Annotated in this window: 28 protein-coding genes and 2 pseudogenes; 14 read left to right on the top strand and 16 right to left on the bottom strand. The window is 63.0% G+C overall.

Annotated elements, in window-relative coordinates:
* Window positions 1–346 precede the first annotated feature (346 nt).
* Both ACK59Z_RS04935 and mcpP read right to left on the bottom strand, forming a co-directional pair.
* On the bottom strand, window positions 347–1,081 hold the full coding sequence (locus tag ACK59Z_RS04935; protein WP_404940839.1) for a methyl-accepting chemotaxis protein: 735 nt from the start codon (window positions 1,079–1,081) through the stop codon (window positions 347–349).
* Window positions 1,082–1,219: 138 nt separating this feature from the next.
* Window positions 1,220–1,891 (bottom strand): annotated as a pseudogene (mcpP, locus tag ACK59Z_RS04930) (methyl-accepting chemotaxis protein McpP); the annotation flags it as partial.
* A 390-nt stretch (window positions 1,892–2,281) separates the two neighbouring features.
* On the opposite strand from mcpP, the gene ACK59Z_RS04925 reads away from it, so the two are divergent.
* Both ACK59Z_RS04925 and ACK59Z_RS04920 read left to right on the top strand, forming a co-directional pair.
* Entirely contained in the window at window positions 2,282–3,112 is an 831-nt protein-coding gene (locus tag ACK59Z_RS04925) for an undecaprenyl-diphosphate phosphatase (protein ID WP_003253910.1), read from the top strand.
* Window positions 3,105–3,518: a DUF1294 domain-containing protein gene (locus tag ACK59Z_RS04920; RefSeq protein WP_108191892.1), complete on the top strand. Its 414-nt coding sequence runs from the start codon at window positions 3,105–3,107 to the stop codon at window positions 3,516–3,518. Before ACK59Z_RS04925 ends, ACK59Z_RS04920 begins: the two co-directional genes overlap by 8 nt.
* A 58-nt stretch (window positions 3,519–3,576) precedes the next feature.
* On the opposite strand, the gene ACK59Z_RS04915 is transcribed toward ACK59Z_RS04920, so the two are convergent.
* The gene (locus ACK59Z_RS04915; RefSeq protein ID WP_012052560.1) at window positions 3,577–3,936 is read right to left on the bottom strand and encodes an MmcQ/YjbR family DNA-binding protein; all 360 of its coding nucleotides are present in this window, start codon (window positions 3,934–3,936) and stop codon (window positions 3,577–3,579) included.
* Window positions 3,929–4,831 (bottom strand): LysR substrate-binding domain-containing protein, encoded by a 903-nt coding sequence (locus ACK59Z_RS04910; RefSeq protein WP_003253907.1) that lies wholly within the window; start codon window positions 4,829–4,831, stop codon window positions 3,929–3,931. Before ACK59Z_RS04910 ends, ACK59Z_RS04915 begins: the two co-directional genes overlap by 8 nt.
* Window positions 4,832–4,964: 133 nt before the next feature.
* On the opposite strand from ACK59Z_RS04910, the gene ACK59Z_RS04905 reads away from it, so the two are divergent.
* Window positions 4,965–5,576 (top strand): FMN-dependent NADH-azoreductase, encoded by a 612-nt coding sequence (locus ACK59Z_RS04905; protein WP_108191891.1) that lies wholly within the window; start codon window positions 4,965–4,967, stop codon window positions 5,574–5,576.
* Window positions 5,577–5,644: 68 nt separating this feature from the next.
* On the opposite strand, the gene ACK59Z_RS04900 is transcribed toward ACK59Z_RS04905, so the two are convergent.
* The 3 genes from ACK59Z_RS04900 to ACK59Z_RS04890 all read right to left on the bottom strand — a co-directional run bounded on the left by ACK59Z_RS04900 (window position 5,645) and on the right by ACK59Z_RS04890 (window position 9,519).
* Window positions 5,645–6,847 (bottom strand): NAD(P)/FAD-dependent oxidoreductase, encoded by a 1,203-nt coding sequence (locus ACK59Z_RS04900; protein WP_108191890.1) that lies wholly within the window; start codon window positions 6,845–6,847, stop codon window positions 5,645–5,647.
* Window positions 6,848–6,927: 80 nt separating this feature from the next.
* Window positions 6,928–7,527, bottom strand: a complete 600-nt coding sequence (locus ACK59Z_RS04895; protein ID WP_104961855.1) for a helix-turn-helix domain-containing protein — start codon at window positions 7,525–7,527, stop codon at window positions 6,928–6,930.
* Between the two features lie 39 nt (window positions 7,528–7,566).
* Window positions 7,567–9,519 carry an FAD-dependent oxidoreductase gene (locus ACK59Z_RS04890; RefSeq protein WP_108191889.1) on the bottom strand — a complete coding sequence of 651 codons (1,953 nt, stop codon included), beginning with the start codon at window positions 9,517–9,519 and terminating at the stop codon, window positions 7,567–7,569.
* A 173-nt stretch (window positions 9,520–9,692) separates the two neighbouring features.
* Between ACK59Z_RS04890 and ACK59Z_RS04885 the strand changes: the two genes are divergently transcribed.
* From ACK59Z_RS04885 to ACK59Z_RS04860, 6 genes are all read left to right on the top strand, one after another.
* Entirely contained in the window at window positions 9,693–10,736 is a 1,044-nt protein-coding gene (locus tag ACK59Z_RS04885; protein WP_017147666.1) for an ABC transporter substrate-binding protein, read from the top strand.
* 22 nt (window positions 10,737–10,758) lie between these two features.
* Window positions 10,759–11,514, top strand: coding sequence for a class II aldolase/adducin family protein (locus tag ACK59Z_RS04880; protein ID WP_108191888.1), 756 nt, complete (start codon window positions 10,759–10,761; stop codon window positions 11,512–11,514).
* 162 nt (window positions 11,515–11,676) lie between these two features.
* Window positions 11,677–12,561, top strand: coding sequence for an EamA family transporter (locus ACK59Z_RS04875; protein WP_003253899.1), 885 nt, complete (start codon window positions 11,677–11,679; stop codon window positions 12,559–12,561).
* Window positions 12,562–12,631: 70 nt separating this feature from the next.
* Window positions 12,632–12,952, top strand: a complete 321-nt coding sequence (locus tag ACK59Z_RS04870) for a YbjQ family protein (RefSeq protein WP_003253898.1) — start codon at window positions 12,632–12,634, stop codon at window positions 12,950–12,952.
* A 138-nt stretch (window positions 12,953–13,090) separates the two neighbouring features.
* Window positions 13,091–13,279, top strand: coding sequence for a hypothetical protein (locus tag ACK59Z_RS04865; protein ID WP_003253897.1), 189 nt, complete (start codon window positions 13,091–13,093; stop codon window positions 13,277–13,279).
* A 141-nt stretch (window positions 13,280–13,420) separates the two neighbouring features.
* Complete coding sequence (locus ACK59Z_RS04860; RefSeq protein WP_010953779.1) at window positions 13,421–13,732, top strand: hypothetical protein; 312 nt, start codon at window positions 13,421–13,423, stop codon at window positions 13,730–13,732.
* A 46-nt stretch (window positions 13,733–13,778) separates the two neighbouring features.
* Here ACK59Z_RS04860 and ACK59Z_RS04855 read toward each other — a convergent pair whose 3' ends face one another.
* Window positions 13,779–14,111: a hypothetical protein gene (locus tag ACK59Z_RS04855; RefSeq protein ID WP_003253895.1), complete on the bottom strand. Its 333-nt coding sequence runs from the start codon at window positions 14,109–14,111 to the stop codon at window positions 13,779–13,781.
* Window positions 14,112–14,411: 300 nt separating this feature from the next.
* On the bottom strand, window positions 14,412–15,554 hold the full coding sequence (gene ampC, locus ACK59Z_RS04850) for a class C beta-lactamase (protein WP_409292498.1): 1,143 nt from the start codon (window positions 15,552–15,554) through the stop codon (window positions 14,412–14,414).
* Between the two features lie 107 nt (window positions 15,555–15,661).
* Between ampC and ACK59Z_RS04845 the strand changes: the two genes are divergently transcribed.
* Window positions 15,662–16,663 (top strand): bile acid:sodium symporter family protein, encoded by a 1,002-nt coding sequence (locus tag ACK59Z_RS04845; protein WP_108191886.1) that lies wholly within the window; start codon window positions 15,662–15,664, stop codon window positions 16,661–16,663.
* A gap of 560 nt (window positions 16,664–17,223) precedes the next feature.
* Here the strand turns inward: ACK59Z_RS04845 and ACK59Z_RS04840 are convergent.
* Window positions 17,224–17,817 (bottom strand): DUF4157 domain-containing protein, encoded by a 594-nt coding sequence (locus ACK59Z_RS04840; RefSeq protein WP_108191885.1) that lies wholly within the window; start codon window positions 17,815–17,817, stop codon window positions 17,224–17,226.
* On the bottom strand, window positions 17,804–18,367 hold the full coding sequence (locus ACK59Z_RS04835) for a TetR/AcrR family transcriptional regulator (protein WP_108191884.1): 564 nt from the start codon (window positions 18,365–18,367) through the stop codon (window positions 17,804–17,806). The genes ACK59Z_RS04840 and ACK59Z_RS04835 overlap by 14 nt, the downstream gene beginning before the upstream one ends.
* 89 nt (window positions 18,368–18,456) lie before the next feature.
* Between ACK59Z_RS04835 and ACK59Z_RS04830 the strand changes: the two genes are divergently transcribed.
* On the top strand, window positions 18,457–19,188 hold the full coding sequence (locus ACK59Z_RS04830) for an SDR family oxidoreductase (RefSeq protein ID WP_014859932.1): 732 nt from the start codon (window positions 18,457–18,459) through the stop codon (window positions 19,186–19,188).
* Between the two features lie 29 nt (window positions 19,189–19,217).
* Complete coding sequence (locus ACK59Z_RS04825) at window positions 19,218–19,832, top strand: 2-hydroxychromene-2-carboxylate isomerase (RefSeq protein ID WP_409292495.1); 615 nt, start codon at window positions 19,218–19,220, stop codon at window positions 19,830–19,832.
* On the opposite strand, the gene ACK59Z_RS04820 is transcribed toward ACK59Z_RS04825, so the two are convergent.
* The 5 genes from ACK59Z_RS04820 to ACK59Z_RS04800 form a co-directional block, all read right to left on the bottom strand.
* Entirely contained in the window at window positions 19,805–20,104 is a 300-nt protein-coding gene (locus ACK59Z_RS04820; RefSeq protein ID WP_012052548.1) for a hypothetical protein, read from the bottom strand. The genes ACK59Z_RS04825 and ACK59Z_RS04820 overlap by 28 nt on opposite strands.
* Before the next feature lie 2 nt (window positions 20,105–20,106).
* A complete protein-coding gene (locus tag ACK59Z_RS04815; RefSeq protein WP_003248033.1) occupies window positions 20,107–20,652 on the bottom strand; it encodes a cupin domain-containing protein in 546 nt (181 codons plus the stop codon).
* An 81-nt stretch (window positions 20,653–20,733) separates the two neighbouring features.
* Window positions 20,734–21,939, bottom strand: a complete 1,206-nt coding sequence (locus ACK59Z_RS04810) for an MFS transporter (RefSeq protein WP_108191883.1) — start codon at window positions 21,937–21,939, stop codon at window positions 20,734–20,736.
* A gap of 81 nt (window positions 21,940–22,020) precedes the next feature.
* Window positions 22,021–22,554 carry a cytochrome b gene (locus ACK59Z_RS04805; protein ID WP_064491068.1) on the bottom strand — a complete coding sequence of 178 codons (534 nt, stop codon included), beginning with the start codon at window positions 22,552–22,554 and terminating at the stop codon, window positions 22,021–22,023.
* Entirely contained in the window at window positions 22,551–23,603 is a 1,053-nt protein-coding gene (locus tag ACK59Z_RS04800; RefSeq protein ID WP_004577196.1) for a catalase family peroxidase, read from the bottom strand. The genes ACK59Z_RS04805 and ACK59Z_RS04800 overlap by 4 nt, the downstream gene beginning before the upstream one ends.
* A 124-nt stretch (window positions 23,604–23,727) precedes the next feature.
* Here ACK59Z_RS04800 and ACK59Z_RS04795 point away from each other — a divergent pair, with 124 nt between their 5' ends.
* Both ACK59Z_RS04795 and ACK59Z_RS04790 read left to right on the top strand, forming a co-directional pair.
* The gene (locus ACK59Z_RS04795; protein ID WP_004577197.1) at window positions 23,728–24,249 is read left to right on the top strand and encodes a sigma-70 family RNA polymerase sigma factor; all 522 of its coding nucleotides are present in this window, start codon (window positions 23,728–23,730) and stop codon (window positions 24,247–24,249) included.
* Window positions 24,246–24,364: pseudogene (locus ACK59Z_RS04790) on the top strand (anti-sigma factor); the annotation flags it as partial. The gene ACK59Z_RS04795 and the pseudogene ACK59Z_RS04790, both read left to right, overlap by 4 nt.

The following is a 24,364-nucleotide window of genomic DNA, read 5'->3' as shown; positions in this document are numbered from 1 at the left end:
CCGGTTGTAGGAGCGGGTTTACCCGCGAACACCGGCAGAGCCGGTGCCATCCACCGCGTTGCTTCCTTCGCGGGCATGCCCACAAAGGATCGGCGGCGCCTTAATTACCAGCGCCCCGCCGCATCCTGGTCACTCTGCTACCCCTCCACCCATCCAGTGGTGTGTCAATCAGCTTTGCCGGTGAAGATGACGCGTATCATCACTGACCTTCAGCGGGCTACACGCTCCCACTTCAATCGCGCCAGCTTTCAGAAATTGAGCAAGACAGTTGCTCCCACAGGTGCAGCGCAGGCTTGAAGGTCACTCGATACCTGCGGGAGCAGGCATGCCCACAAAGGGCTTGTTCTCAGACCCGGAACTGCCGCAACAACTGCTCCAGCTCTTCGCTCAACCGCCCCAATGCCACCCCGGCATCGCTGGACTGACGCGCCGCATCGGCGGTCTGCTGCGACAACCCGGCAGTATCCAGCACATTGCGGTTGATCTCTTCGACCACATGCGACTGCTGCAAGGTAGCGCTGGCAATGGAGGCATTCAATGCGGTGAGGTTGTTCAGCACCTGGTTGATGGCGTCCAGGCTGGCGCCGGCCTCGCGGGCTTGTTCGACAGTCTGGCGCGATGCCTCGCTGCTGGTGTCTATGGCCTTGACCGCAGCGTCCGACTGACTCTGCAGGTGCTCGATCATGGTATGAATCTCGGCCGTCGATTGTGCTGTACGCTGGGCCAGCAGGCGCACCTCGTCGGCGACCACGGCAAAGCCTCGGCCTTGCTCGCCAGCCCGTGCAGCCTCGATGGCGGCATTCAGCGCCAGCAGGTTGGTCTGTTCGGCAATGGAACGAATCACGTCCAGCACGCCGCCGATGCGCGTGCTGTGGCCGGCCAGGTCGCGGATTACCTGTACGGCCTCATCGATGGTCAGCGACAGGCGGTCGATCTGCGCCAGGCTGCCGTGGATGGCCTGCTGGCCGTGCGTCACCTGTTGTTGTGCCGTGCGCATTTCTCCGGCGGCCTGTTCAGCGGTCTTGGCCACGTCCTGCACGGCGTAGGTCACCTCATTGACTGCAGTGGCCACCTGGTCCATCTGCAACGATTGCTGGGCACTGCGCTGTTGTGCGGCACCCGCATTGTCACCGACGTGCCCGGCGGACTGGGCCAATGCGTGGGCCGCGCCTTGCAGCTGGCCGACGACACCTTGCAGTTTGCCGTTGAAACGGTTGAAGTGCTCGCCCAGGTGGGTGATCTCGTCGCTGCCATGGGTGTCCAGGCGCCGGGTCAGGTCGCTTTCGCCGCTGGCGATGTTGCCCATCGCCTGCACCGCTTCCTGCAGCGGGCGGGCGATGCTGCGGGCGATCAGCATGACCACCAGCGCCATCAGCAGGGCAATGCCCACGCCAACCAGCGAAGCGTCGCGCAACTGGCGAGCGAATTCGGCCTGCACGTCATCGACGTACACGCCCGAACCGATGATCCAGCCCCACGGCTTGAACAACTGAATATACGAGGTCTTGGCTACCGGCTCACTGGCGCCGGGCTTGGGCCAGCGATAGTTGACCGGGCCGGCGTCCTGCTGGCGGGCAAGGGCGACCATTTCGTTGAACACGGCGAAACCATCGGGGTCGCGGATGGCGGAAAGGTCCTGGCCGTCGAGCTTGGGGTTGGCCGGATGCATGATCATCTTCGGCCCCAGGTCGTTGATCCAGAAATAGTCGTCATGGTCGTAGCGCAGCGCGCGCACTACCTGCAGCGCCTGTTGCTGGGCGGTTTCGCGGCTGAGCGTGCCGGCAGCTTCCAGGCCTTGGTAATAGGCCAGCACACCCGCGGCGGTTTGCACCACATGGCGGGTTTTCTCTGCCTTGGCCTGGTACAGGTCGCCATGGATCTGCCGCAGCATCAGCAGGCCCAGTATCACCAGCATGGCCACTGCCACCACAAGGATCAGCCACAGGCGCTGACTGATTGACATCGATCTCAGAGTGTTCATCCATCAGCTCCCGCATTGTTCTTTTTATTGAGGTGCATCGAAGCATGCTTTGCAGCGAGCCCACACCCGACTAATGGCTAAGTGCTATGTTGATGATAGTCTGCAACGGGTCAGGTAAAGCGATTGCCAGGGGGCTCTGTCAGGATTTCGGCCGCGCAAGATGAAACCTTTAACAGGCATGAACTTTTCCGCTGGCGTTGCGCCCAACAGTCGCTGTAAAACAGCCGGGCCGTGTAAGGCAATTTCAAGCAAATCAAGAACAAGGGGCCTGCGACAAGCAGCGCTCCATCCGGGGGAATGATGGATTTTTGGACTGCCTTCCAGGCAATCATCTTAGGCGTGGTCGAAGGGCTGACGGAGTTTCTACCGATCTCCAGTACCGGTCACCAGATTATCGTCGCCGACCTGATCGGTTTTGGCGGCGAACGGGCCATGGCTTTTAACATCATCATTCAGCTGGCGGCGATCCTGGCGGTGGTGTGGGAGTTTCGCAGCAAGATTTTCGAAGTGGTCTTCGGCCTGACCCACCAGCCCAAGGCGCGCCGCTTCACGGGCAACCTGCTGCTGGCGTTCATGCCGGCGGTGGTCCTGGGTGTGCTGTTCGCCGACCTTATTCACGAATACCTGTTCAACCCCGTCACCGTGGCGGCGGCTTTGGTGGTGGGGGGCGTCATCATGCTCTGGGCCGAGCGCCGTGAGCACCGCGTGGAGGTGGACCATGTGGACGACATGCGCTGGAGCCATGCGCTGAAAATAGGCTTCATCCAGTGCCTGGCGATGATCCCGGGCACGTCGCGCTCCGGTTCGACCATTATCGGTGGCCTGCTGTTCGGCCTGTCGCGCAAGGCAGCGACCGAGTTCTCGTTCTTCCTGGCAATGCCGACCATGGTCGGTGCGGCGGTATATTCGGGCTATAAATACCGTGACTTGTTCCAGCCCGGCGATCTGCCGGTGTTCGCGCTCGGCTTCGTGACCTCGTTCATCTTCGCCATGATTGCCGTACGGGCGTTGCTCAAGTTCATTGCCAACCATAGCTACGCGGCATTTGCCTGGTATCGCATTGTGTTCGGCCTGTTCATTCTGGCGACCTGGCAGTTCGGTTGGGTCGACTGGTCCACGGCACATGGCTGAGGCGCTGCGTGGGCAACGGGCTGAAGGCGTGCGCAATGTGCGCCTGAAGCTGCTGCTGTTGGGCGTGCTTTGCCTGTTGCCCGGCCTGGGGGCGGCGCGCATGGCCTGGAACGATCAGGCCTGGTGGCCGTTGGCGTTGTACCCGGCCATGAGCCTGATCAGCCTGTTGCTGTATTGGCAGGACAAGCGGCAGGCACGTAACCAGGCCTGGCGTACACCCGAGAAAGTGCTGCATGCCAGTGAACTGCTCGGTGGTTGGCCGGGGGCGCTGTTGGCGCAGCAGCTGTTTCGGCACAAGACCCGCAAGGTGTCGTTCCAGTTGGTGTGCTGGGGGATTGTGCTGCTGCACCAGGTGTTCTGGGCAGACTGGCTGTTTCTTGACGGGCGTTATCTGCCCCTTGGTTGATGTGCAGTTGTGCCGGCCTCTTTGCGGGTAATGCCGCGAAAGGGCCGGTACAGGTCGATCACATGACCAACCCCACCTGCAACCGCTTGGGCAACCGACGCACGACCAGCTGGTGCGACCGCTGCAACACATCACACAGTTCATCACGCCCCATGGGGTAGGGCGGCGCCATGCTGACCCATCGCGCCCGCGCCAGGTACGGCGCCGGCCGTATCCCAGGGCGATCGCAATAACCCAGAAACAGCTCGTCGGCTACCTTGAACGACAACCCGGCACCCGCCAGGTCTAGCACCGCGAACATCTTGTTTTCTGCCACCGAAAACACTCGGATGCCGCCCCATTTGTAGTCTTCCCGCGCCCCCGGCAGGCTCAGACAAAATGCCGCCACCTGGGCCTCGCTCATCTTCCGTTCAGACATACCGCTCTCCACAAGCCTCGAATGACGCCGCCAGGTGATCGATCCACACCCGGACCGCAGGCAGCAGGCCGCGCCGGTGTGGGTAAACCGCCTGCAGGTAGCCACCCGGCAGCGACCAGTCTGGCAGCAGGCGCACCAGTTCGCCGCGTTCCAGTTCCTCTTCACAGAACATGCTGGGCAGCGCAGTGAACCCCAGCCCGGCACGTACAGCAGCGTTACGTACTACGAAATCATCGATCGCCAAGCGTGGCTCCAGCGCTATTTCCTGCTGCTTGCCATGGGGGCCGAACAGGCGGAAGTGTACCAGCCGGTCCGCTTCGGCTGCGCCCAGCACGGGCAATGATGCCAGCTCGCCCGGTTCGCGAATGTGGTCGGCAAAACCGGGTGCAGCCACCAGTTGCATTTGTGCCTGGCGCAGGCGGCGGGTGACCAGGGCCGGGTCTTCGTCGCCCAGGTCGCGTACGCGCAACGCTACGTCAATGCCTTCGGAAATCAGGTCGACCCGGCGGTTGAGCAATACCATGTCCAGTTGCACCAGCGGGTACTGCTCGAGAAAGCGGCTGATCACATCCGGCAGGAAGGCGTGTGCCAGTGCCACCGGGCAGGAAACCCGCAAACGCCCGCGCGGTTCACTGCTCATGCTGGCCACGGTTTCGTCGGCGGCTTCGGCCTCCAGCAGCATGGCCTGACAATGATGCAAGTAACGTTCACCTACTGCGGTGAGCTTGAGTTGCCGTGTGGTGCGCTGCAACAGGCGTGTGCCCAGGCGCTCTTCGAGCTCGGCGATACGCCGCGACAGGCGCGACTTGGGGATACCCAGCTGGCGCCCGGCGGCGGCGAATCCGCCGGCTTCGACGACGCGCGCGAAGTAGAAGAGGTCGTTGAGGTCTTGCATGGGCATGTCTCACTGTTCCATCTGTGGGACAAACTAACGCATTTTTGCTTACTTATCAGCTATTGATCACTTCGATAGGATTCTCCCCATCGTGATCGCCCACAGACGCGGTCTTCACTCACAGGAGAGTCCCATGAAACTGTTGCACATCGATTCGAGCATCCTGGGCGACAATTCCGCCTCGCGTCAGCTGAGCCGCGAAGTGGTCGAAGCCTGGAAGGCTGCAGACCCAAGCGTTGAGGTGGTTTACCGCGACCTGGCTGCCGATGCCATTGCCCACTTCTCCGCCGCCACCCTGGTCGCTGCAGGCACCCCTGAAGACGTACGCGACGCGGCCCAGGCTTTCGAAGCCAAGCTGAGCGCCGAGACGCTCGAAGAGTTTCTGGCTGCCGATGCCGTGGTGATTGGCGCGCCAATGTACAACTTCACCGTGCCGACCCAGCTAAAAGCCTGGATTGACCGTGTGGCCGTCGCCGGCAAGACCTTCAGCTACACCGAAGCCGGCCCGCAAGGCCTGTGCGGCAACAAGAAAGTGGTGCTGGTTTCCACTGCGGGTGGCCTGCACGTTGGCCAGCCGACTGGCGCCGGGCATGAAGACTTCCTTAAAGTGTTCCTGGGCTTCATCGGTATTACCGACCTGGAAATTGTCCGGGCCCACGGCCTGGCCTATGGCCCGGAGCAGCGCAGCCAGGCGATCGATGCTGCACAGGCGCAGATTGCCAACGAGCTGTTTGCGGCCGCTTGATCAAGGGAGCGGTTGGTTGCAAGCGTGGCCCTGTCGAGGGACAAGGCCACCCCAACCCGTAGAAGCGTTCAGGCTACCGGAATAAGCGGATCAGCGGCTGCCAAGGCTGCTGCACGGTCAGCCGCTGGCGGATAAATCCACACTGAATTGATCTGGCGCTTCAGCGCCTTGGCTTCGGCCTTGTCCTCCGGTGGCGAAACCTCACGGTCCCATCCTTCGGTATACACCGCACCCCAAGCCCCCAAGTCCAGGCAGGTCACGTACTTGGGCTGGCTGTAAGCCATCGGTGCCACGCCAATCAGCTCGGCCGCGGCATTGTTGCCTGCGTGGCGCCCCAGCGCAATCGCATGCTGGCACGACATCATTGCACGGTTGCCAAGCGCGTCACAGGTGGCATAAGCCACGTCTCCCGCGGCATACACGGCATCATTGCCCTTGACCTTCAGGTTGCCATCGACATGCAAGCGGCCGCGGTTGTCGCGCTCGCCGCTGATCTGTTCGGTGAGCGGGTTGGCCTTGAAGCCAACCGTCCAGACCACCGTGCTGGCGTCGATACGCTGGCCGTTGTCCAGCTGTACACCGGCAGGGTCTACCGAAACCACCGTGGCACCGCAAACCCACTCCACGCCCAGGGCCTCGCATGCCTGCTCGATGGCTGGGCGGATGCCGTCACCCAGGGCTGCGCCAATCCTGGCGCCGCGGTCGATTACCACTACGCGCAACGCGGCGTCTTCACCCAGTATCGCGCGCAAGCGGGCCGGCAGTTCGGTGGCCGTCTCGATGCCGGTAAAACCGCCCCCGGCTACTACCACAGTATTGCGTGCCGGCGTGTTCGGCAGGCTGGCCAGTGACTTCAGGTGGGTTTCCAGGCGTGCGGCGCTGTCGAACTTGTCGACGTCGAAGGCATGCTCGATGCCGTCCATGTCAGGGCGCTCAAGCTCACTGCCGCAGGCCATGATCAGACGGTCATAGGGCAGGGTGCAGCGAGTGCCGCTGCGGGTGCGATAGCCCACGCGGCGGGCCGCTTCATCGATGTGGTATGCCGTGCCCTGCACGAAACGGACATTGACAGCGTCGAACAGCGCCTGCAGGGGTGCGGCCAGGGTATGCACGTCTGGCTCGTAGAAGCGCGGACGCACATGCAGTTCAGCCTGCGGCGCGAGCAAGGTGACCTCGACGCCCTTGCTGCCGTTGAGGTCAAGCTGGCGGATGGCGCTGAGTGCGCTCCACAGGCCGGCAAAGCCCGCACCAATGATCAGGATCTGCTTCATGGTTGTGCTCCTTTGAAGTTCGGTGGACAAGGTAGACCGTATTGCCGGTCAACGGTGTTACCAGTGCTTGCCGGAGTGCTTCAGAATGTTGGCGGTGTGATCACCCAGATCACCACGGCATCCACTTCACCGGGGTTGCCGTAGCGATGGGGTTCCTGGCTCGAGAAGCTGAAGCTGTCGCCTTCACTCAGCTGGAAATGCCGCTCGCCCACCCACAGCTCAAACGTGCCGCTGAGCAGGTAACCGGCTTCTTCGCCGTCGTGGCTGTAGCTTTGCTGGCTGTAGGTACCTGGCGGGAAACGTGAGTGCAGCATCTCCAGCTGGCGGTTGGGCTGGGGGGTGAGCAGTTGATCGACGATGCCATCTTCGTAATGCACGCTCAGGCGGCTGTTGCGCCGCACCACATAGCCTTGGTCTTCGGGCGCGGTGGTGGCTTCGCTTGCGAAGAACCACTGGATGGTCACGCCCAGGCTGCGGGCGATATTGAACAGCGCCGGGATCGACGGGTAGGAGAGGTTGCGCTCCAGCTGGCTGATGTAGCCTGCGGTCAGTTCACTGTGTGCGGCCAGCTCCGCCAAGGTCATGCCGCGGCGCTTGCGCAGGCCGCGGATGCGGGTGCCGAGGAACTGCGGCGCGGCGCCCCCGGGTTCGCTGGCGGTGGGCTGGGAGGGTTGGCTCATGCGCGTCGGTCCATCGCAAAAGCCGCAGTATGTACAGCCTCAGAGTGCCCAGGCAACCGTCAGGCCATCGTGAATCGCTTCTTCGGCCGTGCGCGGCGCCAGGCAGTCGCCAATCCGCCGTACGTCCACCACACCTGCCAGTTCAGTGGCCAGGTGGTCTTGCGGTAGATGCCCCATGCACAGCACCAGGGTGTCGATGCCTTCGAAGATCATCGGATCGCCGCTGGCGGTGTGCTGCAGATACACCGTGTTGTCGTCGCTGCCATACAGGCGTGCGTATGGGGTGACAGGGATACCCAGGCGATGCAGCTCGCCGGCCAGTTGGTCACGTACATAAAGCGGCAGGCTCTCGCCGCAATGAGTGCCGTTGACCGCCAACTGGACCTGATGGCCTTCGCGCACCAAGCGTTCGGCGATACCGGGGCCGATCCAGTCACAGCGCCAGTCGATCACCAGCACCGAACGCCCCGGTTTCACCTCATTGCGCAGCACTTGCCAGGCGTCCACTACCTGAAGCTCGCCGGTACGCTCGAACGCCGGCCAGTAGGGGGTGGCGCCGGTAGCGGCAATGACCAGATCAGGGCGCTCACGTTCGACCAGCGCGCGGTCGACCCGGGTGTTGCGCACCACTTCTACACCTGCCAGGGCCATTTCCCGTTGAAGGTTGGTGCTGGCACCCCCGAACTCGCTACGCCGTGGCAGTAGCTGGGCCAGCAGCACCTGCCCACCGAGCTGCGGGCCCGCCTCGTACAGCGTGACCTGGTGCCCGCGCGCGGCGGCCACGGCGGCGGCCTTCATGCCGGCAGGCCCGCCGCCGGCGACCATTATGCGCTTGGGCGAGGAAGTGGGCGTGAGGTGCCCGTACTGCAACTCACGCCCGGTTTCGGGGCGCTGGATGCAGGAAATGGGCAAGCCACGATGGAAATGGCCGATGCATGCCTGGTTGCAGGCGATGCAGGCGCGCACGTCTTCGACCTGGCCGCGTTCGGTCTTGCCTGGCATCGACGGATCGCAGATCAGCGCCCGGGTCATGCCGCACACATCAGCCTGGCCGCGGGCCAGAATCAGCTCGGCTTCCTGGGGCTGGTTGATGCGCCCGGTGACGAACAGGGGGATAGCCAGCTGTTGCTTGAAGGTGCCAGCCTCGCGGGCCAGGTACGCCGGTTCGATGGCCATTGGTGGCACGATATGGACCGCGCCACCCAGCGAGGCCGAGGTACCGGCGACGATATGCAGGTAGTCGAGTTGGCCCTGCAAGGCCACGGCAGCAGCCAGTGACTCGTCTTCGCTCAGGCCCTGGCTGTCGCGCTCGTCAGCGCTGATGCGCAGGCCAATGATGAACTGCTCATCGGTGGCAGCGCGCACCGCGGCCAGCACTTCGCGCAAGAACCTCAGGCGCTGATCCAGGTCACCGTTGTAGCCATCACTGCGTAGGTTCACCCGGGGGTTGAGAAACTGCGCGGGCAGGTAGCCATGGCTGGCCACCACCTCGACGCCATCCAGGCCGGCCTGGTGCAGGCGGCGTGCGGCGCCGGCATAGCCCTGGACGATTTCGTCGATCATTGCCTGGTCCAGCGCCCGTGGCATCACCCGGAAGCGCTCATTGGGCACCGCAGAGGCCGAGTAGGCTACCGCCAACAGGCCGTCTGCCGATTCCATGATCTCCCGCCCGGGGTGAAACAGTTGCGACAGCACCACGGTGCCGTGCGCGTGGCAGGCCTCGGCAAGCTGGCGGTAGCCGTCGATGCAGGCATCGTCCGTGGCCATTAGCACATGCGAGGTGTAGCGGGCACTGTCGTGCACCCCGGCGACCTGCAGCACGATCAGGCCAACGCCGCCGGCAGCGCGGTCGCGCTGGTAGGCGATCAGTTTGTCGTTGACCAGGTTGTCGCTGGGCAGGCAGGTGTCGTGCCCGGTGGACATGATGCGGTTTTTCAAACGTTTGCCGCGGATCTGCAAGGGCTCGAACAAGTGTGGGAAGGCGGTCTGCATACAGGCGGCTCCGGTACGGTGTTGTTATTTTTCTATCAAAGTGTAGCGATAGTAAAAAATCAACTTGTTTTTTTACTGGTGTCTGTCTAGGTTTTCCTCACTCGCATGGCGAGGGTGTGACCTCAAAACAACAAGAAAACGGGCCCGTCGGGCACCGCCAGGAGGAAACTACGATGCAGCTATATCCACGTGTGACCGGCCTTTGTGCAGCCTTGCTGGCCCTTGGCCTGGGCACTGCGCAAGCTGCGCAGCAGATGGTTGTGGTCGGTTATGGCGGCGCGGGCCAGAAGGCCCAGGATGAGGCGATTTTCAAGCCCTTCATTGCCCAGGACGGCAGCCAGCTGATCCAGAGTGAATACAACGGCGAAATGGCGCGGATCCAGGTCATGGCTGACACCGGCAACGTCGATTGGGATGTGGTGCAGATCGAAGGCCCTGACTTGATGCGCGGCTGCGACGAGGGGATCTACGAGCACCTGGACTGGCAGCGCCTGGGCCATGCCGCCGAACTGATCCCGGCAGCCGCACAGGATTGTGGGTCGGCCGCGCTGGTCTGGAGCGTGGCTATTGCCTACGACCGCAGCAAGCTGGCCCAGGCGCCGGCGTCGTGGGCCGACTTCTGGGACGTCGACAAGTACCCTGGCAAGCGCGGCCTGCGCAAGCGTGCGGTGTACAACCTGGAATTCGCGCTGTTGGCTGACGGGGTCAAGGTCGAGGACGTATACCGGGTATTGTCCACGCCGGCAGGTGTCGAGCGGGCCTTCGCCAAACTCAGCGAACTCAAACCCCATATCCAGTGGTGGGACGCCGGCGCTCAACCCGCGCAATGGCTGGCAGCCGGTGACGTGGTGATGACCTCCACCTACAGCGGACGAATTGCGGTGGCGGCGCAGCAGGGCAGCCCGTTGGCCGTGGTATGGCCTGGCAGCCTGTACGGTATGGACTATTGGGCGATTATCAAAGGCTCGCGGCATGTCGACCAGGCCAAGCGGCTGATTGCCTATGCCAATCAGCCGGATACCCAGGTGCGGTATGTACAGCAGATCCCCTATGGGCCAACCAATACCCAAGCCGCGGCCAGGCTTGACCCGGCGCTGGCCAACTGGGTACCCACTTCGCCACAGAACCTTCAAGGGGCGCTGGCCATGAACGTGGAATTCTGGGTCGATCATGGCGAAGAACTGGAGCAACGCTTCAACGCCTGGGCCAGCAAATAGCGTTCAGTAAAGGGGCAACAAGATGACTTCAACGGAACTAAGCCTGCGTCGGGAGCTGGCTGCCTGCTACCGGCTGATCGCGCACTTTCGCATGAGCGATCTCATCTTCACGCATATCTCCTTGCGCCTGCCTGGGCCGGAGCACCATTTCCTGATCAACCCGTATGGCCTGCTCTTCGAGGAGATCACAGCGTCCAGCCTGGTGAAGATCGACCTGCAGGGGCGGCCGGTGGGGGCTGCCCGTCACCCGGTCAACCCGGCCGGGTTCGTCATTCACAGTGCCATTCACGCTGCCCGCGAGGATGCCCAGTGCGTGCTGCACACCCACACCCGCGCAGGTTGCGCGGTGGCCGCACTGGAATGTGGCCTGCTGCCGGTCAACCAGATGTCCATGGAGTTTTACGGCAATGTGGCTTACCACGCCTACGAGGGCGTCGCGCTGGACATGGATGAACAGCAACGGCTGGTGGCCGACCTGGGCAACAAGCCGGTGATGATGCTGCGCAACCATGGCCTGTTGACCACGGGGCGCAGTGTGGCTGAAGCCTTCTTGCGCATGTACTACCTGGAGAAGGCTTGCGAGATCCAGTTGGCGGCGCAAAGTGCTGGGCAACTGATATTGCCGTCGACCGAAGTGTGCGTGCGTACCGAACGGCAGTTCAACGCGCCGGAGAGAGGGTTGAAGCAGGGGGAACTGACCGACCCGGATGCGCTGCAATTGGCGTGGGCGGCGTTGTTGCGAATGTTGGAAAAGGTGGCGCCTGGTTATCAGGATTGAACCTGTGCTTGCTGATTTGGCAGTTAGTCGTCCAAACGACAGCGGGCAGACGGAACAGTCACTGTAGTGCAACCATTGGTTTCAACTGTGCTGGTCCCTTCTCAAGGAATACCGTTATGCTGTAACGAAATATGTCTAAAAAGCCTGCAGAAGGAAGTCGCAATGCCACTCAAGGACCTGCTTATCGCCCTGGTGGTGATTGTCGCCTGGGGCGTCAACTTTGTGGTCATCAAGGTTGGCCTCGACGGGCTGCCACCGATGTTGTTGGGGGCATTGCGTTTCTTGCTGGTGGCGTTTCCGGCGATCTTGCTGGTCAGGCGGCCCAAACTGCCGTGGCGCTGGCTGATCGCTTACGGTGCGACCATTTCACTGGGCCAGTTCGCGTTCCTGTTTCAGGCCATGTACAGCGGCATGCCGCCAGGGTTGGCTTCGTTGATCCTGCAGTCGCAAGCCTTCTTCACCCTCGGTTTTGCAGCGTTGTTTCTCGGTGAGCGGCTGCGCCTGGCCAGCGTGCTGGGGCTGCTGGTGGCGGCCGGCGGCTTGGCACTGATCGGCAGCGAAGATGGCGGCCATGTGCCCATGCTGGCGTTGGTGCTGACCCTGTGTGGCGGTGCAATGTGGGGCCTGGGCAACATCATTACCCGGCGGTTCGGCTCGGTCGACCTGGTCGCGTTGGTGATCTGGGGTGGGCTGATCCCGCCACTGCCATTCCTGGCACTGTCCTGGTGGCTGGAAGGCCCCGAGCGCATTGGCCATGCCTTGGCCAATATCAGTTGGAGTTCGGTGCTGGCCCTGGCGTATTTGGCCTTTGTGGCCACCATGCTCGGCTACAGCCTGTGGAGCAAGTTGCTGTCGCGTCACCCGGCAGGCAAAGTGGCGCCGTTCTCGCTGCTGGTACCGGTGATTGGCCTGAGTTCGTCGGCGTTGCTGCTGGGAGAGCGCCTGACCGCTACGCAGGGCTGGGGCGCATTGTTGGTGATGGCCGGCCTGCTGGTGAATGTATTCGGTGCGCGCATCGGTCAGCGTTTGCGGGCTGCCAACGCTTAAAGCGCTTAAATCCGCCGACCTGCGCTCTGTTAGAATCGGCCTCTTTTTGCCAGGCCAACGGAGCGCATTCATGATCATTTCCACCACCAGCCAGCTCGAAGGCCGCCCGATTGCCGAATACCTGGGCGTGGTCAGTTCCGAATCGGTGCAGGGCATCAACTTCGTGCGCGATTTCTTTACACGGTTTCGCGACTTTTTCGGTGGCCGCTCACAAACCCTGGAAAGCGCGCTGCGCGAGGCCCGGGAGCAGGCCACTGAAGAACTCAAGGCCCGGGCACGACAGTTGCAAGCCGATGCGGTAGTGGGGGTGGATTTTGAGATCAGCATGCCGTCGGTACAGGGCGGCATGGTTGTGGTATTTGCCACCGGCACGGCAGTACGCCTGAAGTAAAGCCTTTTGCCATTGGTCGGCTGCAAGGTTCTTGTCCGGTCGGTCCGCAAATGACCAGCTAGTCTCACTTTCACAGGCCGCGTTTCTTGGGCAACTTGTCTGGTTGCCGACGCGACCGCCACTGGAGGGAGACTGGGCATGAGCGAATCCTTTTTCGAAGACCTGAACGACGCGTTCCCGATCAACAGCCAGGTGCGTTGCGGCCAGGCGGCATTTCGCCTGGGGTTCGCCCACATGACGCTGGATGATTCAGAACAGCTCCAGCCTGCACATTTGCAGCGCAGCAAAAAAGGCCGCTTCATGCCACGGGTACCGCTCAAGAAGTGATCCCGTGCCTGCACACGCCCCGCCCAACGGCGGGGTTTTTATTGCCATTCGTTGATCCGCCTCATGGTATTGCCCGGTAGCGCTCGCCGGATGGCCCGGCCTGTGGTTTTCTGACGCGGCATTCCAGCAACGGAGGATTGAATGCTCATGCGAGTCAGGGAAGAAACCTATTGGCAGTGGGCCGACGCACAGTTGCACAGCCGCTGCCACGACGAAGCACTCAGCGACGGCACCACACTGGACGTGCAGGTGCGCTTGTCGCGCCTGGGGGCGACGCAGCTGTTTCTGGGGTTGTACGCCGGGGATGGGCGGGCGTTGCTGGAAGAGTATTACCCTGCGCTGCCGGGCGAGACCATGACCCGTGCGCTGGTGTGGGGTGTCGACCGCGCCCGGGCGATGGCAACAGGCGCCTTGCCTTTGCCGGAAACCCGTCTGCAGCGGCGCCAGGCATGAAAAAGCCCGGCCTATGCGGGCCGGGCTCTGGTAAGGGTGCGAACCCTCAATTCAGCGGTTCGATCACCTTGACTGCCTGCTGCTCACGGGCAGCGGGCCATTCTTGTTGCAGAGTCTGCAGCACGCGGCCAACGAATTCGGTGTCGGCGGCGGCTTTCTTGCCGACGTAGCCTTGGCCACGGCGGTAGACCTTGAAGCGGGCACGCATGCTGGGCAGGTGCTCTTCAAATTCATCTTCGACGGTGTTCGGTGGCAGGCGGTCGAGGCGCACTTCACCGGTTTGGCTAACCCACAGCAAATGGTCGTCAAGGCTGTCCTTGCGCACGGCGAACAGCTGGGCCAATTGGTCGATAGTCGGATTGTTGTTCAAGTTCATCATAAAGCCCCCATTACCCATTCATAGGTGATTTTCACAGTTGGCGCTATCACGGTGTAGCGCACTACAAAGGCTGCTACAGCAGCATCGCAACAGGGGCTTTCTCACGCTGCCTTTTGGACAGTTTCCCTCTCCACGGACGGCCTGCGTTACCGCGCAGGCCGTCTGGAACACCCTTGCCACCGCTCCCGATCGGGGAGACGGCTTCATCATGCCCAAGCGCGATGAACGGCGTCAACCATTTTGTAGTGAATATTTTTGCTCACTACATTCTGTCGTTTTGTCCGACAATCAACGCGAGCGTTATAAGCCGGAAAGGATGTCGAAGGCGGCTTGCACCCGCGCCTGGTTGGGGTAATTCCGATTGGCCAGCAGCACGACTGCCAGCTGTTCTGCCGGCACGAACGCGGCGTACGCGCCGAAGCCGTTGGTGGCGCCGGTCTTGTTGTACCAGGCTGCCGGTAGCGCGGGCAGGGCCGGCTGCAAGCGAGTGGTGGCCTGCGGTTCGCGGATCAGCCGTGGGCTGTTGCCATCGATCAGTGTGCTCAGCGTGACCGGGTAGGGGTAGCGTTCCCAGCCCAGGCCTTGCGTCATGGCGCCAACCTGGAAATAGCCCTGCTGGGTAATGGCGGTGGCTTTCACCAGGGCCGGTGGCAGGCCCTGCGGCTGCATGTGCAACCGCACATAGCGCAGCAGGTCGCTGGCGCTGGTTTTGATGCCGTAGGCCTCATCGGCGTAAGGGCCGGGCCCTACACGCACCGGCTTGTCGTCGGCGTCATACCCTTGGGCATAAAGCCCCTGGGCGCTGGCCGGAACCCGAAGGTAAGTATTTTTCAGGCCCATCTTCGTCAGCAGGCCCTCACTCATCAGCGTGGAAAACGGTTGATGCTGCGCACGGGCAGCCAGGTCACCGAACAACCCCAGGCTGGGGTTGGAGTAGCAGCGCTGGGTGCCAGGTTTGGCGCGAGGTTGCCAGTGGCGGAAGAAATCGACTACCTGCTGCGGTGTTTGCACGGTGTCGGGGAACTGCAGTGGCAGGCAGTCGGCACTATAGGCGCCCAGGTCCAGCACCGTCGCGTCGCCGATGGGGACGCCGGCCAGTGCCGGGTGATAGCGCTTGGCCGGGGCCTCGAGGTCAAGCTTGCCCTCGGCGCTGGCAAGCGCGGCCAGGGTGGCAGTGTAGGTCTTGCTCAGCGAACCGATTTCGAACAGCGTATCGCGGCTGACCGGTACGTTGTTGGCCTTGCTGGCCACACCGTAACTGAAGTAATGCGCGTGGTCGCGTGCATAGATGGCCACAGCCATGCCGGTGATGCCTTGTTCCTGCATGAGCGGGCGGATGATCTGGTCGACCTTGGCCTGTAACTGGTCGTCGGCCTGGGCGCTGGCATGGCCCAAGGCAAGGGTAATGGCGGCTGCAAGTGCAGCCAGACGTGGGCGGAGCATGGAGAGTCCTTTTTGTGGAACGTGTCCGTTGAGCGATACCGCTCGGGGTTCCGGCGTTAGCGACGGAGAGCCAAAGACCTTATCGTCTGCCCAGCCACCATGACAAGATGGATACAGTGATGAAGTATTTGCGCATGTTATTTGACAATTTCACCTTGGCCTTGCTCGGTGTAGTACTCATCGCCACCGTGCTGCCTTGCGCGGGTGATGGCGCGGTGTTTTTCGGCTGGCTGACCAACCTGGCCATCGGCCTGTTGTTCTTCCTGCATGGCGCCAAACTGTCGCGTGAAGCCATCATTGCCGGTGCCGGCCACTGGCGCCTGCACCTACTGGTGTTCTCCTGTACTTTCGTATTGTTCCCACTGCTGGGCCTGGCGTTCAAACCTCTGTTCGTACCGCTGGTGGGTAACGAGCTTTACCTGGGCATTCTGTACCTGTGTGCCTTGCCTGCAACCGTGCAGTCGGCCATTGCCTTTACCTCGCTGGCCCGCGGTAACGTGCCGGCCGCCATCTGCAGCGCGGCGGCCTCCAGCCTGCTGGGTATCTTCCTCACCCCGTTGCTGGTGATGTTGCTGCTGGGTGCCAGTGGTGATACAGGTTCCGGCCTGGATGCGGTGTTGAAGATCACGTTGCAGCTGCTGGTGCCGTTCGTTGCCGGGCAGGTCGCGCGACGCTGGATCGGTGCCTGGGTCAAGCACAATGCGCGCTGGCTCAAGGTGGTGGACCAGGGTTCGATCCTGCTGGTGGTGTACACCGCCTTCAGTGAGGCCGTGGTTACCGGGCTGTGGCACACCGTATCGGCGCAGCACCTGGCGGGGTTGTTCGTAGTGTGCGCAATTCTGCTGGCAGTGGTGCTGTTTGGCACCCGCTTGCTTGGCAAGGCGCTGGGCTTCGACCTCGAGGATCGCATCACCATCCTGTTTGCCGGCTCCAAGAAAAGCCTGGCTACGGGTGTGCCCATGGCCCAGGTGTTGTTCGTGGGCAGCGGCATTGGCGCGATGATTCTGCCGCTGATGCTTTTCCACCAGATACAGCTGATGGTGTGTGCTGTGCTGGCACAGCGTTATGCCAGCCGCGAGCAGGAGGTGGAGGCTTCGGCGGTGTCGTGAGCGCCTTTACGTTCCCATTAGATACACTGTTGGCGGTCAAGCTTTTCTGCGGTGCTCAGCGCTGAAAAGCTTGGTCGTATTAAATGGTTGATGGCCGCGAAGAGGCCGGGCCTGCTGGCCAATCTCCACTCGTCGTTCACCGTTGCCGCCGCTACCGTATTCGCGGGTAAACCCGCTCCTACACCTGATCGGGGGTGGACACACATTGGTGATGGGGTGCAGGCCGTCGTGTAGGAGCGGGTTTACCCGCGAAAGGGCCGGGCCTGCTGGCCAATTCCCACCCGCCGTTCACCGTTGCCGCCGCCACCGTATTCGCGGGTAAACCCGCTCCTACACCTGATCGGGGGTGGACACACATTGGTGATGGGGTGCAGGCCGTCGTGTAGGAGCGGGTTCACCCGCGAAAGGGCCGGGCCTGCTGGCCAATTATCACCCGCCGTTCACCGTTGCTGCCGCTACCGTATTCGCGGGTAAACCCGCTCCTACCACGGTTCGCGCGAACGGCTGAATGTTGCGCTGGGCAAGACCTGCACTGTCGATGTGGAACGCTATGCCTGCGATCAGCGGGCCAGGCCTGAACGACGCTCGCGCAGCGCCTTGTCGACTTCGGCCTCGATCTTGTAGGCCGGCGCCTCCAAGTCGTCGTAGTTACGCGTATAGCGTCGGGCAAACGCCTCCACGCCCAGCTCCTGATACTGCTGCACATGCTTGAGTTCGTGCGCCCACAAGGCCACGTTGTCCTCGGCATCGGCGGCCCGGCGGAAGATGATCGTGTCGATCAGTGTAACGGCGTTCACATCGGGGTTCTGCAATAGCGCATTGGCTGCGCTCATCTGTTGCTCATCCCCCACCCGGAAGCGCGCTGCGTCGAGCACGGCAAAGTCATACCAAGGTTCAAGCTGCGCCCGAATATGCAACGGAATCGGCTGCACACCGCTGGCCGTGGCTTCGTCGCGGGCCTGGCGCAAGGCGTAGGTCAGGCTGGACGAGGCCAAGACCTCCACATCCTCGAGGATCTGCCCGGCCTGGCCTGGGTCGATCGGGGCGCAGAAGCAGCCCATCAGGCACACTTGATACTGCCCAGGCGGGCAGGCCTGTTCGGCAAGCGCAGGGAGGGCCAATAGCAAACCCAGCAGGGCACTAGTCCGTCTCATGCAGGGCCTGTTCGACAAACTGGCGGCTGGCGCCCAGTACCTGCGCCTGCACGCTTTCACTGGCCAGCATGCGCCCGACCAGCAATGCCCCTACGCACTGGCTGATCAGCACCCAGGCCAGCTGCTCATCCTCCAAGGTTGTGCTCCAGGCCCGGTGCAGTTCTACCAGCCAGTGCTCAGCCACTTCATGCACCGGCATGTCGGCCCGGGCGATTTCCACACCCAGCGGCGGCAGCGGGCATCCACCTTCGGCATTGCGCAGGTGGGCCAGGCTCAGGTACTGCTGCAGGCAGCGGCCCAGGCGTTCGCGGTTGGCGCCTTGGCAAGCCAGGCGTGCCAGGGGGCTGTTGCTCAGCTCCTGGCGTACCACCTCGGTAAACAGGTCGTCCTTGGACGGGAAGTGGTTGTAGAAGGCTCCGCCGGTCAGGCCGATCGCTTTCATCAACCCGGCCACGCCGGTGCTGGCAAAACCCCCGCGTTTGGCCAGCGCGCCGCTGCTGGCCAGCAACCGTTCGCGGGTTTGCTGTTTGTGTTCGTTGGAATAGCGCATTCACATGCCTCGGCAGACAGGCTTGACGATGACCGCGATCATAGCATAGCGTTCGTTTACTAAACGATCATTTACCCATGGAGGCAGGCATGTCAGAACAACAAAAAGTCGTGCTGGTGATCGGGGCGGGCGACGCCACTGGCGGCGAGATCGCCAAGCGCTTTGCGCGTGAGGGCTATATTGCCTGCGTAACCCGGCGCCAGGCCGACAAACTGCAGCCGCTACTGGAGGAAATACACGCCGCTGGCGGCCAGGCCTACGGTTTTGGCTCTGATGCGCGCAAGGAAGAGGAGGTGACCGCGCTGGTAGAGACTATCGAGCGTGATATAGGTCCGATTGAGGCATTTGTCTTCAATATCGGTGCGAATGTGCCGTGCAGCATTCTCGAGGAAACCCCACGCAAGTACTTCAAGATCTGGGAAATGGCCTGCTTTGCCGGTTTCCTCACCGCGCAGGCGGTGGCCCGGCGCATGGTTCAGCGTGAGCGCGGCACCCTCCTGTTCACCGGCGCTACAGCCGGTACCCGCGGCGCAGCCGGTTTTGCCGCCTTTGCCGGTGCCAAGCATGGCTTGCGTGCCCTGGCACAGAGCATGGCGCGCGAGTTGGGGCCACGCAACATCCATGTCGCCCACGTGGTGGTGGACGGAGCCATCGACACGGCCTTCATCCGTGACAGCTTCCCCGAGCGTTATGCCCTCAAGGACCAGGATGGCATCCTTGACCCGGCGCACATTGCCGACAGTTACTGGTTCCTGCACGCCCAGCCCCGCGATGCCTGGACGTTCGAGCTGGACCTGCGCCCCTGGATGGAACGCTGGTAAACCCCCGTTAACACGCAAGGACCGTCACCATGCACACGTCTGTCGATTTCTTTTTTGACCTGGGCAGCCCGGCCAGCTACCTGGCCTGGACCCAACTGCCGAACCTGTGTGCCCGCCACGGCGCTACGCTGCGCTACCGGCCAATGCTGCTTGGCGGGGTTTTCCAGGCTACCGGCAATGCTTCGCCGGCCATGATCCCTGCCAAAGGGCGCTACATGTTCACCGACCTGGCACGCTTTGCCCAACGCTACGGTGTGCCGTTCGGGATGCCGCCGGGCTTTCCGGTCAATACCCTGACTTTGATGCGCGGCGTGACAGGTACCCAGTTGCATTCACCGGATCGGTTCGAGGCATTGCTATCTGCGCTGTTCACTGGGCTGTGGGTACAGCGCCGCAACCTGAGCGACAGCGCTGTGCTGAATGAAACACTCGTGCAGGCAGGCTTCGACCCGCAGGTTTTTCATGCCCTGGCCGCTGACAGCGAAGTAAAAGCTGCGCTAAAGCAGGCGACCGAGGCCGCTGTGGCGCGCGGGGTGTTTGGCGCGCCCACCTGTTTTGTCGGTGATGGCATGTTCTTCGGCCAGGACCGCCTGGACTTTGTCGAGGAGGCGCTGCGTCAGGGGGCCAGCAGCCTCTCCAGCTGAGTGCGCTCCCACAGGCTGAGCAGGTCGGTGGGGTTGGTGCCATAGCGCTGCCAGTGCTCGAGCCCGGCCTGTTCGCCGCCGGGGGCTTGGCAATGAACGCAATGCGCCAAGCCTTCAGTATCCAAGGCCAACGTCAGTTGCCAGCCCTGGATACCGACATCGACCAAGCCACCCTCGCGGCGTGCAGCCACCTCAAGGTGGTGCACACCAAGGGCCACATTACGCAGGCACTGATAGACATCCCGGGCGCTCAGTGAAGGTCTGTGCGTCAAGATCAGAAATTCGCCGGCGTGTTGGCGCTGATGATCTCGGCCTCATCCGGGCCGATGTTCTTGAAACTGTGCGGCAGGGTCGTGGGGATGTAGTAGCCGTCGCCCGAATTGAGGACGCTGACCTGGCCGTCGACCCACAGCTCGACGGTGCCACGGGTGACCAACCCGCATTCTTCGCCTTCAGCGTGCACGATCGGCTCGCCAGAGTCGGCGCCGGGTGCGTACAGCTCACGCAGCATGCGCATTTGGCGGCCTTCGACGCTGGCGCCGACCAGCAGCATGCGCAGGCCATTGCGGCCCAGGTCGGGTTGTTCGCCACCACGGAATACGTAGCGTTCCTCACGCACCGGCTCGTCGAAGCTGAAAAACTCCGCCAGGCTCATGGGGATGCCCTCGAGCAGTTTTTTCAGGGAGCTGACCGAAGGGCTGACGCGATTCTGCTCGATCTGCGAGATCGTCGAATTGGTCAGCCCGCTGCGACGGGCCAGTTCCCGTTGGGAGAGGTTGTTGCGTTCACGCACCAGTTTGAGTCGCGTCCCCGTGTCCATAGCCGCCTTGTAATCAGAGGTGTCAATAATAATGAGCGATGCGCATTAAAACACACTCTGCGCCCTTGCGCGCTGTGCTTCTCAAACCCGCTGCTCACGCGGCATTGGCCACAGCCCGACCAGCAGCAACAGCACGGCCACGGCCAGGAATGGCAAGCGCGGATCAAGGGCATACACCAAGGTACCGGCGAGCGGCCCGATCACCGCGCCCATGCCTTGGGCGGCGCCAATGGAGCCGGCCGTGGCGCCTTGTTCGGAGGCCTGCATGGCATTGGCCGCCAGTGCCGAAAACGCCGGGAAGACGAAGCCCATGCCGGCCGCCGCAACAAAATAGCAAGCCCACAGCCAGGGGGCCGTGGTGGCCAGCGAGCCACAGGCAAAGCCCAGTGCCGATACCGTGGCACCCACCCGGATCATCTTCAGCGGTGGCCACTCCAGTTGGCGCAGTATCACCTGGGCCAGCATCAGTGCCACACCCACGGTGGTCAGGGCGATGCCAGCCGCCTGGGCCGCTTCGGCAGGGCCCAGATGCAAGCGGTCAAGGGCAAAGAAACCGACGATGATCTGCGACACGGTCACGCTGAGCATGGCGCTGAATGCCACCAGCAGCGGCCTGCGCAGGCGCGGGTCGTTCAGCCGCACCGGGCTGGGGGCGTGGCTGTGCGGCAGCGCCTGTGGTTTGAGGGTGAAAAACAGCACGAGGAAGGCAGTGGCCGGCAGCAGCGACATGATATGGAACGGCAGGCTCAGGCTGTGCCGCGCCAGCAGTGCGGCCAGCGCCGGCCCGACCACCAGACCGACGGCGTTGGCTGCCCCCAGTGAAGCCATGGCCCGCGCACGGCGTTGCGGCTCGACATGGTCGGCGATCAGCGCATTGCAGCCTACCGGGATGGCGGCATAAAAGGCGCCGATGCAACCACGCGCGATCATCAGGCCGATGAACGCCAAGGTCGCCCCCGGCATCCAGCGCAGTGCGCCCTCGACGAACAGGCACAGCAGCCAGTAGGCCAGGGTGAAGCCGGCGCTGCCCAGCAGCAGGATGCGCCGGCGGCCCAAGCGGTCTGCCGCGCGGCCCCAGGGCCGGGCCAGCAGCACCCAGACCACGCCGGCCACGGTCACGGCGGCGCCGGCTTGCCAGGTGGCCATGCCAAGCTGGCGGGCTATCGGGCCGATCAGGGCGACGAACGCCATCATCGACATGGTGCAGGCCATGTTGGCCAGCAACAGCGGGCGCAGGCTCAGGGTGCTGGCAGGCAGAAGGGTTGCAGGATCCTTTGCGACGTTCATGGGCAGTCCAGGGCAGAGTGGCAAACAAAACCGATATTATTAGGAATCATTATCGATTGTGGAACCCCGTGCTGCTACCGTTCACTCGCTGCGGTGCAAGGGGCCAGGCCACATGCTACGCAACACACCGTCACGGCGCACCCACGCATGCATCAAAGCGGCCCCTACATGCACCAGCACCGTGGCGAACAGCAGGTAGCCGGCCCAGCCATGGGCCTGGCGCAACACAGCATATAGCTGCAGGTTGTGGGGGGCGATGGCGGGCAAGCCGAGCGGGCGCGGGTAATCGCCTGCCGACAGCATGGCCCAGCCCAGCAGCGGCATGGCCAGCATCAGGCCATAAAGCAGCAGATGCGAGGCTCCGGCGGCCCAGCGCTGCAGTTTTGGCAGATCGTTAGGCAGGGGCGGGTGAGGTAGGGTCAGGCGCACAGCAATGCGCAGTACCACCAGCACCAGCAGGGCCAGCCCGGTGGCCTTGTGCAGGCTGATCAGCACCGGGTGGCGTAGCGACAGGTCGGCGACCATGCTCACGCCGATGAACAGCATGGCCAGAATCAGCACGGCCATCAGCCAGTGCAACAAGCGGGCGAAAGGGTGGAAGGCTTGAGGTTTCATGGCTTGGCTCCGGTGCTGAGCGATTCGCGGCTACGGCGGTTGAACGATTCCGAATAGGCGGCCGAGCGGGCGGCGAGGATCGGGTCGGCCGATGCCTCTATACCGCGCGGCAGGATCAGCGGGTCGAAGTTGAGGTCGCGGCAGGCCCCTTGCTCGGGGGCGTCTACCTGTTCCAGTACCAGAGTGCCAGCGTCCACGCTGCGACGCTCGGCGGGCCACGGCCGGGCAGGGTCGTCCACGGCATCGCCAGGTTCGGCCAGTACCAGGCGCAGCGTCCAGCGCAACGGGCCTTGGGCAAGGCGCTGCTGCAAGTCGTGTTGCAGGAATTGCTTGTCATCAACCTGCGCGGGTAATGCCGCAAATGCAGTTTGTGGCTCGAGCTGCCAACGCACCGGGTGGGCCGCACCCGCTGCGTCGATCAGGTGGAAGGCATTGATACTGTGGTACTGCGTGTTGGCGAAGCTGTCGCTGGGTTTGTAGCCCGCCGCCCATTGGCGAAACGCCGCGCTTTCCGGGTGAGCGGCGAAGAACGCCTGCAGCTTGCCAGGGTCCGGTTTGCCGGTTGCCGGGTCTGGTGCGCTCGCCAGTACTTGCTGGTAGAACCCTTGCGGCGTGCTCACTGCCAGCACCGGAGGGTTGTTCATGCCGGTCCGCCAGACCTGGCCATCGTCGGTGCTTAGCTCAATCGCCAGGCTGCGTACGGGTATACCCGTATCCGGGGCGAACGGGTTCGCGCCGCCGATGGCAAAACGGCCCACCACCGGCACCCGTTGCTGGCTGAAGGCGCGCGCCGTGGACAGGTTGGCGGCCTGCCCGCTGGCCTGGAAGTAGCCGCTCACGCACAAGCCCTTGGCGTGGTTCTTGCGGTAGCCGGGGTAATGCCCGGCCTGGGCTTCGAAGGTGTCGATGATGCGCTGTGGCGTCAGCCGGGGTTCGCCGAGCCAGCCAGCGGCATAGGCAAAGCCGGCACCTGCGGCCAGCAGCACGCCGCCAATGGCGGCCAGGCGCAAGGCTTTGGCCGAGCCGTGCAAGGGTGTGTTCATGGTCATCGTCCGGTTCAGTGAAGGTGCCAGTACGACGTGTCAGAGAAAAAGTTATTCCCTCATCGGGAATAGAATGTGTTCACAGGCGTCTGCCCTTTACACTGACAACCCCAGAGGCCGGGACCTAGCCATGCATGATTTGGACGACCACCAGTGGCGTGAGCTGCTGGCCCGCCTGCGCCGCTTTGCCGTGTGGCTGACCCGTGAGCCGGGCAGCGCCGACGACCTGGTGCAGGCCACGGTCGAGCGGGCCCTGAGCCGTCGCGACCAGCAACGGGACGCTGATGCCCTGCGTGCCTGGCTGTTCACCATCCTTTATCGACAGTTCCTCGACGGTAAGCGCCGCGAGCGATTGCATGCGCGCTGGTTGTCCTGGTTCGGCCGTAACGAGCACGACGATGAGCCGGTCGGTGACAACCTCGAAACCATCGTCCTGGCACAGGCCGACCTGCAGGCGTTTGCCCGGCTGACGGCGGAGCAGCGTGCCTTGTTGTTGCTGGTCAGCATCGAAGGCTTGAGTTACAAGGAGGCCGCCCAGGCCTTGGGCATCCCCATCGGCACTGTGATGTCGCGCCTGTCGCGCGCGCGCAATGCCTTGCGCGAACTGACCGAGGGCAACCCCCAGCCCCCGGCCTTGCGGAGACTGAAATGAAGCGCCTGATCCCCAGCGATGACGAATTGCACGCTTACGTCGATGAGCGCCTGGAACCTGTGCGCCGGGCCGAAGTGCAGGCCTGGCTGGCGGCCAACCCGCAAGCTGCGGCACG

This window comes from Pseudomonas sp. KCJK9058 (assembly GCF_046230975.1).
In the GTDB taxonomy this organism is placed as follows: domain Bacteria; phylum Pseudomonadota; class Gammaproteobacteria; order Pseudomonadales; family Pseudomonadaceae; genus Aquipseudomonas; species Aquipseudomonas alloputida.
This window is presented reverse-complemented; position numbering and strand designations above follow the sequence as displayed.